The organism is Streptomyces turgidiscabies Car8, assembly GCF_000331005.1.
GTDB lineage: Bacteria > Actinomycetota > Actinomycetes > Streptomycetales > Streptomycetaceae > Streptomyces > Streptomyces turgidiscabies.
The window spans coordinates 15,815-28,063 of sequence record NZ_AEJB01000176.1; the positions used below are offsets into that span (position 1 = coordinate 15,815).

Consider the following 12,249-nt stretch of genomic DNA (forward strand, 5'->3'; position numbering starts at 1 on the left):
ACTTGACCAGGTGGTCCAGGCCAGGCGGTCGGTGGTGCGAACGCCGGGATTCTCTTCAGGGAATGTTCGTCCGGACGCAAGGTCGGCGACCGGACGACTCAAGGTCTCTGGCGCAGTTCCCTGAGAGCACAACCCCGCCCAGAACCCCACCGCCCCAGGTGCCGGGTGCGGCACCTGGGGCGGTGGGCTGTCCGTCAGGCGACGGTGCCGGTCACCGAACCTCCGGACTTCGTCACGCGGTACGTCACGGTGGCGCCGCTCCAGAAATGGAAGGTCAGCGTCGCCTGCACGTTGTCCCGCAGCGAGTTGACGAACTTCGAGGTGAGCAGGAGAGCGTTGCCCGGATAGTCGGGCGAGAAGGCCTCGTTGAACTCCTGGTAGGGCGTCCAGTCCGTCGGGCCGGCGTTGCCGCCGTCGGCGTAGGTGGCCTCCATGGTCGCCAGCAGGTCACCGCGGAACTGGGTGGGGACGGTGACGCCGTTGGTGTTGCCGTTCGCGTTCGAGAGCACCGGCCTGTCGTAGGTGGTCACCTGGATCTTCCAGGGCAGACCTCGGCTGAACCGGGCCTCGACGGTCGCGTTGACCCCGTAGGCGCGGTTGCCGGCCAGCCGGGTCAGCGCGCTGGCCGTGAGGGTGAGCTGGTTTCCGGAGACGCTGTAGTCCCGGCCCTGCGCGAGCATGGTGCTGCCCTGCCAGAGCCCCAGGAAACTACCGCCGTTCGGGTTCAGAGTGAGCGTCCTGGCGGTGATCGCGCTCGACTTCGCCAGGAAGATCCGGTCCGAGGAGGCGGTTCCGGAGCGGGTGGTCCAGCTCGACTTGATCTGGTTGATGACGGCGGGGTCGCGCCACTGCATCGTGGTGCGGTTCAGGAAGTTGAAGGCGTCCCACAGGGCGGTGGTCACTCCGGCCGTGCGCGCTTCGTAGCCGAACTGCTCGAAGTACTTGAGCGCCTCGCCCTGCTCGACGCGGGCCGGGTGGTTGTAGTCGGGGTACGACAGCAGGCCGAACTCGCCCAGGTAGACCGGTATCCCCTTGGAGGTCAGGGTGTTGCGGATCCGGGTGAAGGTGTCGGTCATGTCCTTCTGCGAGGTGGCGTCGAACTGCGTGCCGCCCGCGATGTTCACACTGAACGGCCAGTAGCCGTAGTAGTGCACCGTGGCCACGAGGTTGGGGTCGTTCAGCGACTTCATCTCGGCGGCCAGGATGTCCAGGAACTCCTGGCTCGCATTGGTGTGGAGGGTGGGCAGCATGAGTAGCCGGGTCGCGTTGTTGCCGCCGGACTGGCGCACCAGGGTGTGGAAGGCGGTGTTGAGTTCGTTGTTGTACTGATTGCCCTGGGCGTCGGTGGTGTTGTTGAACTGCGGCTCGTTGTTGCTCTCGAAGAGCAGGGTCTGCGGGGAGTCCCGGAATTTGGCCGCGATCTGGGTCCAGGTCGCCTTGAAGCGGGCCAGGACGTTGTCGTGGTCGGTCGGCATGTCCGCGATCCACTGCCATGAGTCGTGGTGGACGTTGAGTACGACGTAGAGCCCGTCGGCCTGCGCCCAGTCGACCACCTGCTTGACGCGGTTCATCCAGGTCGCGTCGATCGTGTAGGGAGCGGTGGCGGACTGGTGGCCGCCCCAGGTGACGGGAATCCGCACACTCCGGAAGCCCTGTGCCCTGATGGTGTCGAACAGGGCCTTCGTGGTCAGGGGGTTGCCCCAGGACGTCTCGTCGGGGATGGCGTCGAGGGTGTTGCCCAGGTTCCAGCTGGGCTGCATCGCGGCCACCGTGTCCACCGGGGTGGCGGCGAGCGCGGACAGCGGAAGCCGCGTCAGGGACGCGTCCCTGTGGCCCGGTACGGCGAACGCGGTGGTGCTGGTCAGCCCGATCGCGGCGATCAGTGCCACCAGGAGGCCGAGCAGACGGCCGGGCCCGCTTCGGCGGCGCCGGGTGGGGTTGTGCGTTCCCTTCATCTTTGATCCTTCTCTGTTGGCCGAGCGGGGGTTCCGCCCGTGGGGGGATGGGGCTACAGGTGGTCGAGGGAAGGGGGCCGGCCCTCTCGGACCGGCGACGTGGGGCTCAGTTCGAGGACTGTCGAAGCGCTTCACTTGGCGGGGAACGTTAATGACATGTTTCTCGCGAAACAAGGGGTGGAAAGTCAGGAAATTTTCTTTGAGTCGCCTCATTGACAGCCTGGGAGGCCAGTGGCAGCGTCGAAGCGCTTCAATTCACGAAACCAGCTTGCTGCCCCGAGGGGGCTGGCCGGGCGGGCTGTCCGTCGTGCCGGAATTGCATGAGCGGGCGCGCCTTGGGGTGGTTCGCCGGCCAAGGAGAGCAGGACAGTGATGAAGGCAGCAGCGGTGACGACAGCAGGCTCGGCCCCCGACTATCAGACCTTTCCCGAACCCCAGGCCGGTCAGGGTCTGCAGGTCGTCGACCTGGTCGCTCCGCGATCCACCCGATCGTGCGCCACAAGGCATCTGGCGAGCACTACAGCAGCGGCGGGCAGTTCCCGCCCATGCCGGGGGTGGACGCGGTGGCCCGCACCGCCGACGGCAATGGTGTACACCGGCGAGATCGAGGCGCCCTGGGGCACATTCGCCGAGCGAATGCCCGCCGCCCTGCCCTCCCGCTCTCCGAGTGCGCCGACGCCGTGTTTTCACCTGGTGGGCCCTGCCGGGGCGGTGGTGGAAGAACGCACCTGTGCCCGTGCTGCTGACGGTCAGTCGGCGTCGCGCAGTCGGCCGAGCCCGTCGAGAAGCAGTTCCAGGCCGAAGCGGAACTCCTCTTCCAGCGGCACCGGAAGCCAGTCGGCCACCGCCGCTGTGGCGGGATACAGAGACGGATCCGCCGCACGGAAGGCGGCGGACGCCTGGGCGTCGCCGCCTGGCTGGTCCACGCCGTGATGCCCCCGGACCTGGATCGCGAAGCCCAGCACATAGCGGGACAGAGTGGCGTAGGCGTACGCCGCCACCTTGGGCGGGAATCCGTCGGCGAGCAGGACGGCGATGCAGCGCTCCCGCACGGCCATCGCGTTCGGGCCGACGGGGATCCCCTCGACGAGCAGGGGCGCCACGTTCTCGTGCCGGCTCACGGCGTCGAACATGGCCTGCGCCCCCGTTCGGCAGGCCCCCCGCCAGCCCATGGCGGCGAACTCGTCGTCCGTGATCTCGATCCCGCCGAACATACGGTCCACGACGTGGGCCACCAGGGCCGCCCGGTTGTCGAAGTGCCGGTAGAGCGTGGCTGTGCCGGAGCCCAGACGCTGGGCGAGCGTCCGCATCGACAGGGCGTCGGCACCTTCCTCGTCGACGATCTGCACCGCTGCGGCGACGATCCGCTCGAACGGAACGGGTGGACGGCCGGGAGAGCGCCGCACCGGCGCCCCACCTCCTCGCGTCTGATCTCGTGATGTTGGCACGGGAAAAGTATGCCCGCTTGGCACGGACTCAATAACGGCGACACTGTAACCGTAATCATGGTTCATGTGGTCGAACACGCCGTCTCCGGACGCCCCCGGGTGGTCTGCTCCGGGCCCAGGGTCTGGCGCTCCGTCGGCTGCCCGCACCACCCCGGACCGCAACCCGTCGCTCACTGTTCCCGTCGGCCGCGGCGCACCGCCACCAGCGCGCTCACGGCCAGCAGGGCCACCGCCACGGCGAATCCGATCCCGGCTGCCCGAAGCCCCACGACGTCGGCGGCCACCCCGACGCCCACCACGGGCGCGGAGATGGCGACGTAGAGCACGATGAAGTACGTCGAGGCGACCTCCGCCCGCTGCCCGGTGGGCGCTTCGGTGTTGATCGAGGTCAGGCCCGCACGAAAACTGACCCCTTGCCCGAGCCCGGCTGTCACGGCGGCGCCCACCAGCAGTGCCAGCGACTCGGTGGCGAGCCCCGTGATCAGCAGGGCCATGCCCGCGATCAGCAGACCGCACCCGGCGGACATCGCGGCTCGGCCGAGTGGCCGTACGAGAGTGATCTGGCCGATCGTCGAAGCGGCGAACGCCGTGCAGACCACGCCGCCCGACAGCGCGGGGTGCGACAGGTGGAGGAGCCGGCCGAGAAACGAAGGTGCGACCGCCGTGAACAGCCCGAGCACCGCGAAACTCGCGAAACCGGCGATCGACGCCCGCACAAAGGTGGCCCGTACCTGCTCGGGCACCCTCGGACGGGTCACGCGCAGTCGCGGCCGTCCGGTGATGCGGACCGGTTCCGGCATCAGCCACACGCCGACCGTGGCCAGGACGAGCATGCCGAGGTGCACCTTGAACGGCAACCGCAGGGGAGCCGGGGCGAGTTGGGCGAGCAGCCCGGCCAGCAGCGGTCCCGCGCCCAGGCCGCCCATGTTCGCCACCGTGGCCACCAGGGTGGCGCGTTCACCCGCCTTCTCGTCGGCCAGGTCGACCAGCGCGGCGGTCGCGGTGCCGGTGAAGATGCCCGCGGACAGGCCCGAGAGGAGCCGTCCGGCGATCAGGAGGGGAAGGCTGTCCGCGGCCAGGAAGACCAGCCCGCTTGCCGCGGCGCAGGCGAGTCCGGGCAGCAGCGTGCGCCGTCGTCCGAGGACGTCCGAAACCCGTCCGAACAGCACCAGCGCGGTCACGACACCTACCGCGTACGCCGAGAAAATCACCGTGGTCATGAGCGTCGAGAAGCCCAGACGGTGCTGGTACAGCGGGTACAGCGGTGTCGGCAGGGTGGTTCCCATCATCGTCACGGCGAATGCCGCGGCCACCAGCCAGAACGCGGTGCCTCGCGCCACGGTCGGCCGGTGCGAACGCGCGCCGACCTGTGGCTGCCGGGGCGGCGCGGGCAGCCGGCCGCGCATGTTCACACCCCGTCCGTCGCGCGGAGAAGCCGTTCGCCCGACTCCTGCAACTGGTCCTTGACCTTGTCTAGGTCACAGTCGAGGAGGGCATGGTCGCGTTTGCGCCAGCGGCCCGCGACCATGACCGCCTCGATGTTCGCGATGTCGGCGTGGAGGGCGGCGGCGATCGGATGGTGGGCGGGCCACAGGTTGAGGGCACGGGTGTCGACGGCGACGAGGTCGGCCTGCATGCCCGGTTCGAGGCGGCCGACCTGGTCCGCCAGACCGAGCGCCTTCGCACCTTCGACGGTGGCCCACGTCAGCGCCTGCTTGGCGGTGATCGACGGCGTGCCGGCGTGGCTGCCGGTGCGCCGGCGGTAGTGGGCGTGATCGAGGCCGCGCTGATGGGCGAGGGCGACCCGGGCGGCGGTGAGCACCTGGCCGGGGACGACCGTGTCGACGTCCGTGCCGAGCGAGGGGGCCGCGCCGAGGGACAGCAGGGAACCGGTGACTGGGGTGCCGTGTCCCTGGCCGAGTTCGTTCTCGGGGGTGCTGGTGAAGGTGACGCCGGCCTCGACGAGGGTTCTGACCCAGCTGTCCGGCAGGTCGGAGCCGTGCACCACGTTGGTGCGGGGGCCGAAGAGGCCGGTGGCGTGTACGACGTCCCAGCCGGGCGCGAGCTCCCCGCCGCTCTGGTGGAAGGAGGCGACGAGACCGCGCTCGGCCGCGGCCCGGAAGTCGGCCACCGCGGTGTCGGGGGAGGAGTACTGCGGTCCCTGGACAGCCATACCGACGGTGAGAAGGGCGTGGTCGCGGACAGGGCCGTCGAGCAGGCGGTCGATCTCGCCGAGCGGATGGGGGAGATCCGGGTCCCGGTAGGGGGTGCCGTGCAGGAAGACGGCACGGATACCTGCCCGCACGAGCCCTTCGACGGCGGCGTCGGCGTGCTCGGGCGTCAGGCAGTTGTGGCACCAGTCGCCCAGGGTGGTGGTGCCGCAGTTGATCTGGTTCAGCGCGCCGGCGAGATTGCTGACGTACATGTCGTCGGGCCTGTAGTGCTTGACGGCGCCCCCGTGCATGTGGGTGAGGTACTCCATGAGCGTCCAGTCGGCGCCCACGGCACGCAGCCCCGTCTGCCAGGTGTGCAGGTGGGCGTTGACCAGCCCGGGGATGATCACGCGTCCGGTGAGGTCGACACTTTCGGCATCGGGCGCGTCCAGATCCGGGCCGATCGCGGAGATGAGGTCGCCGTCGACGAGGATGTCGGCTCGCTCGGCGTCGGGGCGGCCCGGAGCCATGGTGACGACCCGCGCGCCGCGCAGCAGTACGCGGCTCACGCGGCGTCCCCCGCACCAGGGTGGGTTGCGGAACCGGCGCGGCTGTCCGCGGAGGGTGTCATCGTCCGGATGGCGGTACGGGCGCTGTTGAGGAAGTCCTCGGTCGCGATGTGGCCGATGTAGCCGTCGGGGCGGACGAGCAGCAGCGTGTCCTCGGTGAAACCGTGGACCGACCCGAGTGTTCCCGCCGTGTCGCTGAGGACGTGGTCCGCGCCTTCGGTGGCGGAGCCGACGGCGATCCGCTTCAACCGCGCGCCGGACGGCGGCTGTTCGAGCCCGCCGAGGGCCTGGACGGCGTCGCGGCCGTGGGCGAGGGCGGTGAAGTGCGGTCCGCGCAGGACGTCGAACAGTCTGACGTGCTTGCCGTCCGCGCCGGTCAGTACGGCGTCCGGCATCCGGTCGCCGACGCGCAGTGTCTGGGTGCGGCCGCTGTCGGCGGGGGCGAGGGGGCCGCCGAAGTAGGTGAGGGCGAGCTGTTGTTCGTCCTTGCCGCGCTTGAGGCTCGCCGGGTCGAGCTTGGACATGCCGTCGTACTTCTTCGTCGACAGTCCGAGCACCGCGGCCGCGATCGGCATCCGTTCGGCCTCGTAGGTGTCCAGCAGTGCGGGGTCCGCGCCGGCCAGGACCTGGGCGAGCTTCCAGCCGAGGTTGTAGGAGTCCTGGATACCGGTGTTCAGCCCCTGGGCGCCGGCCGGGGTGTGCACATGTGCGGCGTCCCCGGCGAGGAAGACGCGTCCCTGGCCGTAGCTCTCGGCGAGACGGATGTTGGGCCGGAACACCGACGTCCACCGGATGTCGCTCAGGGTGATGTGCCGGTTGCCGGTGCCCGAGCGGATCCGTTCGTTGAGTCGTGCTTCGTCGAGCATGGGTTCCTCGTCGGGCGCCAGCCGGATCATCCACTGGAACAGGTCGCTGTGAGGCAGCGGGCAGGCGCCGGTGAACCTGCCCTTGAGCTGGGGCCACATGTGCCAGCGGTCACGGGACAGGCCCGTGGTGACCGCGTCCACGATGAGCATCCTGTCCTCTTCGTCCGTCGAACCGGTGAAGCCGATGCCGAGTTGTGTGCGGACGGTGCTTCCCCCGCCGTCGGCGCCGACGACATAGCGGGCGGTGATCTCCTCGATGCCGTCGGGACCCGCCACCTTGGCGGTGACGAGGTCGGTGTCCTGCGTCAGGGCGACGAGTGACGTCGCGAACTCGACACGGTGGCCGAGCTGTTCGAGGCGGTCGTGCAGTGCCCGGTCGGTGCTGTACTGGGGGATCAGCCAGGTGTTGGGATACGGGACGTCCGCGCTCGGCTGCCGGTTCCTCATCATCCGCCAAGGGGCGGCCAGGGGGCCGAGATGGATCCCGAGCAGCGGATAGGTGCTGCCGCTCGCGAGAACGGAGTCGAGTGCTCCGAGGTCGTCCAGCACCTCCAGACTGCGGGGCTGGACGCCCTTGGCCCGTGAGCCGTCGAAGACAGCGTCCGACTTGTTGACGACGCGGATGGCGAGGCCGCGGCGGGCGAGGTCGATCGCCAGGGTGGTCCCGGTCGGACCGGCGCCGATGATCAGGACATCGAGGGGCATGGAGTGGTTCATGGGCTCTGCCTTTCCGTGCGGGTCGCCGTGAACGAGGCGATCCGCTCCGCGACCTCGCGGGGGCGTTCGTAGGGGGCCATGTGGCCGCAGTCGACGACATGGCACTCCTGCGGCTTCAGCAGGGAGCGCGCGGTGTCGAGTGCGGCGATGGGCGTGACGTTGTCGTCGGCGCCCCAGAGCAGCAGGGTCGGCAGGCCCAGTTCGCCCGCGCGCCGGAACAGCTCGGCACGGCCGGACAACGGCACATGCTGGAGCGTTTCGAAGAACGCGTACAGCGAGCCTTCGTAGCGGTAGGCGTCGAGCACCATCGCGACCAGCCTTGCCGACTGCTGCGGATCACGCACGTTGTGGCCCAGGTGTCCCTCCAGCAGCCGGCGCCCGAACCGCCGGGCCACGAGGCCGGTCAGCAGGTCACTGGCGAACAGCCGGTGCGTGGGCACCTTCTTCGGGATGAGCCCCGCGGGTCCCGCGATGGTCAGGGTCGCCAGGGACTCCGGGTGCCGCAGGGCGTACCGCATCGCGACGAGGCCGCCGACGGAGGTGCCGACGAGATGCACCGGCCGCGTGATGCCGAGCTTTTCCCTGAGCTCGAAGAGCTGGCGTACGAAGAGCGTCTCGTCGTACGTCGCCCGCACCCGGTCGGAGTAGCCGCGCCCGTACGCGCTGCACGCCAGAGTGCGCAGCCCCCGGGCATGTAGCTCCGCCGCCAGGCCGTCCCAGTAGAACAGCGGAACCGTGAGACCGCCGGCCAGCAGGACGATATCGCCGTCCTCGGGTCCGGCCAGCTCGTAGTGGGTGACACCGTCGGACAGCTCGACGAAGCTGCCGCGCAGGCTCTGCCGCGAGACCGGGTCGAGACGGCGGTCCTCGCCTTGGGCCACGAAGTACTTCACGGTCGGCCTCCTTGCCGTGACTGGGTGCTGTCGGAGTGGGAACCGAGGAAGCCGGCGATGGCGTCGCCGACCCAGTGCGGGTCCTCCTCGGGCAGCAGATGGCCGCCGTCGGGGTGGACCAGTTCCTCGGCGCCGGGGATGTCGCGGGCGAAGTGCTGGCCGTTGACGCTCGCGCTGCGCAGGACGAGTGTCGGCACCGCGATGTCCGCGATCTCCGCGCTGCGGTCGGGCTGGTCGGTGTTGACGAAGTCGACGAAGGCCGACCGGTTCCCGGGCCTGCCCATCAGCTCGTACGACCGCTCCACCATCGCCTCGTCGACGATGCCCGAGTGCGCGCCGACTGCCGAGCGCAGGTTCCGCTCGATCACGCGGCGCGGCATCGCCCGGCGCAGCACGGGACGCAGCAGCGGGTTGCGGGCCAGTCGCAGACCCGCCGGGACCGACTTCTCCGGATATCCGAGGGCGTTGACGAGCACCAGATGGCTTACCCGCTCCGGACGGTCCACAGCGAGGTTCCACGCGATGTTGCCGCCCAGCGAGTTGCCCACGACCGCGCAGCGGCGCACACCCAGGACGTCCAGGAAACGGGCGACGGTCGCCGCGTACGTCGGCACGCGGTAGTCGCGGTCATCCCGCGCGCCGGTGAGGCCCCACCCCGGCAGGTCGGGGCGGATGACGTCGTAGGACGGCGCGAGCAGGGCCGCCACGTCCGCGAAGTGGTGCAGCGACGAGGCGCTGCCGTGCAGCAGCAGGACCGGCGGACCGTGTCCGGCGCGTTTGTAGTGGACCCGGAGGTCGTCGACGTCCGCGAACAGCGAGTCGGATTGAGGTTCAGACCAGATACTCATAACGGTTACAGTGTTACCGTTAATAAGCTCGTGTCAAGCGGGCGGACTCTCGACCTGACTCTCAAGGAGTTCCTGTGGCAGGGCAGCGTGACCCGCTCGTCGGGATGGCCGAGGCGGCCTGGGCCCCGCGATTCATCCAGAACGGCGTGGACTACTCGACCTCGACCTCGACCTCGATCTCGTGGCCGAGGCGACGCTGCGATCGGTCGAAGAGATGCGACGCGCGTTCACTCGTGATCCGCTGCTTCGACGGGGTGGCGTGGACCTACGGCGAGAGCGGCTACCGGGACAAGTGGGGCAGGCCCTTCCCTCGAACCGAACTCGAAGCCCTCAGATGCCTCTGGCGCGCTGATGAGGCACAGGGCACTGATGGCATGGCAGGCACCGAAGCCGCCTCAACCTGACTCACCTTGCCCGGTGCCCCCGGCCGGCGTGATCAGTCGACGAACTCCATTGCCGGGTACCGGTCTGACGGTCCGTTCAGCAGGTGGCCGGACCGTCCGCGCAACCAGTGGTCGAAGTACGCGGAGATGTAGGCCTCGTTGGTGCGTATCGCCGTGGTCGGTTCGATGGTGCCGATGTTCTGTGTCTGGGTGGCCGGCGGCAGGCCCAGTTGCGGGAGCAGTGCTTCCGCGTCCGTGAACGAAGCGTGCTCCGAGCCGCGTAGCGTCAGCTGGCGGGTCCAGCCGGGGGTGTGGGCGCGGAACGCCTGCCAGCCGGGGCCGGTGTCTGTCGTCCCGTCCTTGCCCATGAACAGGAACGGCCGTGTGAGCCCGTGTTCGGCCACCGGCATGAGGGTGCCGTCGAAGTTGGTCAGATTGCCGTCCATGTCGATGCCGGCTCTGACTCGCGGGTCGGCATCCATGACCGTGGCTGTGGCCGTGCCTCCCATCGAGTGGCCGAACATACCGACCTTGGACAGGTCGAGCGCTCCTGCGAGACCCTTCGGTAGTCGCCGCCCGTCCACGTCGGGTTGGTGACCGGTGTTCAGCAGGCCCAACTGGTCCAGGACGAAACCGGTGTCGGTGGTCCGCACGGCGAGGGACTTCCTGATGAAGGCATCGGGGTCCGTCGGCGTGACCATGGTGGCCAGAGACCCGTCGGGGAACTGGACTTCTGGGGACTCGTAGGTGTTGTCGATCGTGACCACGACATAACCCCGGCCGGCGAGATCCGCGACCAGGGTGGTGGCCCAGGTCCGGGGCTCGCCCAGCCCCGGGGAATAGAGCAACACCGGTCGTTTCCCGCCCCCTTGGGCAACCGGAGCGCCCTGCACGACGTGGGTGGCGGTGGCCGCCCAGTTGATCTGCCCGGGCGGCAGGTTCATCCCGAGGTAGTCGTTGACGGTCACCGAGTCGAAGTGCGCCGCCGCCTTGGGAAGCATGTAGGGAGCGGCACGGTGGCCTGCCGCGCGCGTCGTGGGGTAGTACACGCTGATCATCAGCTCGCGGTCCTTCCGACCGCTCTGCCAGGGATCGGGCCTGGACTGGTCCACGAGATGCAGGGGTACTTCGCCGACCCCGTACCTGCCTGCGGGGACGGGCAGACTCAATGGGGCGGGGTTCGCGGCCGCCGCGGGCTTCGTAGTCGCCGCAGTGGCCTCAGCGGGGAGAACGGCGGCCAGAGCGCTGATCACGATGACCGCGCAGGCGACCGCGGCCCGCAGGCCGCGACGCCGGTTGCTTCGTTGCTTGATCGACTGTTCCTCCGTCATGACAATTCATGTTGCAGCCCGCCGACCGCCCGCACCATCGGGGTGTCCCCCCATTTCGGTCAGCGACTATCCCTTAGGGGGCGTGGCACGGTCCAGCGGGTATGCGGTGGGTAGGCGGTGTCGGGCCCGTCTTCGAGCGCGTCAGGCCGCCTGGGTGAGTTCGGCGCGGCCGAACAGCAGGGCGTAGCCGGAAGGGAGCTGGGCGAGGACACGGCTGAGGAGTTCCTCGCCGGCGAGTAGGCCCACGACGCGAAATACGGTGCCGGTGTCCCAGCGGGTGGTGGCTGCCGTGCGGCCGGTGCGGGACGCCAGGTCCCTGACGAAGCCCCAGCCGGTGAGGGGCTCGGTGGCGGGGATCACGGAGGTCAGGGCGACCGCCGCCTCGTACGGCATCCGCGCCGCGAGTTCCGCGCGCTCGTCGCCCGCGAGCTGGCGTCCGAGCGCGCCCAGCACGGCGCGCACGGACTCCTCGGCCTGTGCACAGGTGGGGTACGCGCCTTCGTAGCGCACTCTTTCCAGCATCTGCTCGAACGTCATGGCCGCCGTGGGTCGGCACAGTTCCTGCTGGGAGATCACGATGACGCCGTTGCCTTTCTCGTTTCGAAGTGACAGTGACAGTGAAGGTGGCAGGGACAGGGACAGGGACAGCCGCTGCGACGGTGACTGCGAGTCGGCGGCTGAGGGCTCGCCCCGCCATTGACTCCGCCTCGATCAGAAGCGGTTGGCGCTGACTGGGGGCTATGCGAGCTGGGTACGGCCGAACAGCAGGTCGTAGCCCGCCGGGAGTTGGAGCAGGATACGGCGGGTGACCTCTTCGCCCGCGGCGTCCGCGGCCACGCTGAACACAGCGCCCACGTCCCACGCCGCGGTCCGTTCGGTGGCTCCCTCGATCCAGGCCGCGGTGGCCCGCACGAACCGCTCGGGGGAAAGGGGCTCGCGCGCCTGGAGCGGATTGAGCAGGATCAGTGCGAACTCCTCCGGCAGCCGCGCCGCCAGTTCTGCCCGGACCCCGCCCACCAGGTGAGCGCCCAGCAGCGCCAGCACCGTACGGGCCGCCCGCTCGGCCTCCTCGGTGGTGGCGTACGC

The 12,249-nt window shown here is 69.5% G+C and carries 11 protein-coding genes; 1 reads left to right on the forward strand and 10 read right to left on the reverse strand.

The genetic code is table 11. The features are described 5' to 3' along the window. Positions 1 to 194: 194 nt before the first annotated feature. The 7 genes from STRTUCAR8_RS11130 to STRTUCAR8_RS11160 form a co-directional block, all read right to left on the reverse strand. Positions 195 to 1,955 carry a cellulase family glycosylhydrolase gene (locus STRTUCAR8_RS11130; RefSeq protein WP_006375762.1) on the reverse strand — a complete coding sequence of 587 codons (1,761 nt, stop codon included), beginning with the start codon at positions 1,953 to 1,955 and terminating at the stop codon, positions 195 to 197. A gap of 749 nt (positions 1,956 to 2,704) precedes the next feature. Then, a complete protein-coding gene (locus STRTUCAR8_RS11135) occupies positions 2,705 to 3,361 on the reverse strand; it encodes a TetR/AcrR family transcriptional regulator (RefSeq protein WP_006375748.1) in 657 nt (218 codons plus the stop codon). A 212-nt stretch (positions 3,362 to 3,573) separates the two neighbouring features. Then, positions 3,574 to 4,815, reverse strand: coding sequence for an MFS transporter (locus STRTUCAR8_RS11140; RefSeq protein WP_006375742.1), 1,242 nt, complete (start codon positions 4,813 to 4,815; stop codon positions 3,574 to 3,576). After that, a complete protein-coding gene (locus tag STRTUCAR8_RS11145) occupies positions 4,812 to 6,125 on the reverse strand; it encodes an amidohydrolase family protein (protein ID WP_006375757.1) in 1,314 nt (437 codons plus the stop codon). Before STRTUCAR8_RS11145 ends, STRTUCAR8_RS11140 begins: the two co-directional genes overlap by 4 nt. Further along, positions 6,122 to 7,708, reverse strand: coding sequence for an FAD-dependent oxidoreductase (locus STRTUCAR8_RS11150; protein WP_006375755.1), 1,587 nt, complete (start codon positions 7,706 to 7,708; stop codon positions 6,122 to 6,124). The genes STRTUCAR8_RS11145 and STRTUCAR8_RS11150 overlap by 4 nt, the downstream gene beginning before the upstream one ends. After that, a complete protein-coding gene (locus STRTUCAR8_RS11155) occupies positions 7,705 to 8,601 on the reverse strand; it encodes an alpha/beta fold hydrolase (protein WP_006375740.1) in 897 nt (298 codons plus the stop codon). Before STRTUCAR8_RS11155 ends, STRTUCAR8_RS11150 begins: the two co-directional genes overlap by 4 nt. Next, on the reverse strand, positions 8,598 to 9,449 hold the full coding sequence (locus STRTUCAR8_RS11160; protein WP_006375739.1) for an alpha/beta fold hydrolase: 852 nt from the start codon (positions 9,447 to 9,449) through the stop codon (positions 8,598 to 8,600). Before STRTUCAR8_RS11160 ends, STRTUCAR8_RS11155 begins: the two co-directional genes overlap by 4 nt. Before the next feature lie 74 nt (positions 9,450 to 9,523). Here STRTUCAR8_RS11160 and STRTUCAR8_RS11165 point away from each other — a divergent pair, with 74 nt between their 5' ends. Next, the gene (locus STRTUCAR8_RS11165) at positions 9,524 to 9,853 is read left to right on the forward strand and encodes a hypothetical protein (protein ID WP_006375761.1); all 330 of its coding nucleotides are present in this window, start codon (positions 9,524 to 9,526) and stop codon (positions 9,851 to 9,853) included. A 32-nt stretch (positions 9,854 to 9,885) separates the two neighbouring features. Here STRTUCAR8_RS11165 and STRTUCAR8_RS11170 read toward each other — a convergent pair whose 3' ends face one another. The 3 genes from STRTUCAR8_RS11170 to STRTUCAR8_RS11180 form a co-directional block, all read right to left on the reverse strand. Then, positions 9,886 to 11,163, reverse strand: coding sequence for an alpha/beta hydrolase family protein (locus STRTUCAR8_RS11170; protein WP_006375741.1), 1,278 nt, complete (start codon positions 11,161 to 11,163; stop codon positions 9,886 to 9,888). 141 nt (positions 11,164 to 11,304) lie between these two features. Further along, positions 11,305 to 11,700 (reverse strand): DUF2267 domain-containing protein, encoded by a 396-nt coding sequence (locus tag STRTUCAR8_RS11175; RefSeq protein WP_044472013.1) that lies wholly within the window; start codon positions 11,698 to 11,700, stop codon positions 11,305 to 11,307. 201 nt (positions 11,701 to 11,901) lie between these two features. Then, a partial coding sequence (locus STRTUCAR8_RS11180) for a DUF2267 domain-containing protein (protein WP_006375756.1) occupies positions 11,902 to 12,249 on the reverse strand: 348 nt, incomplete at its 5' end.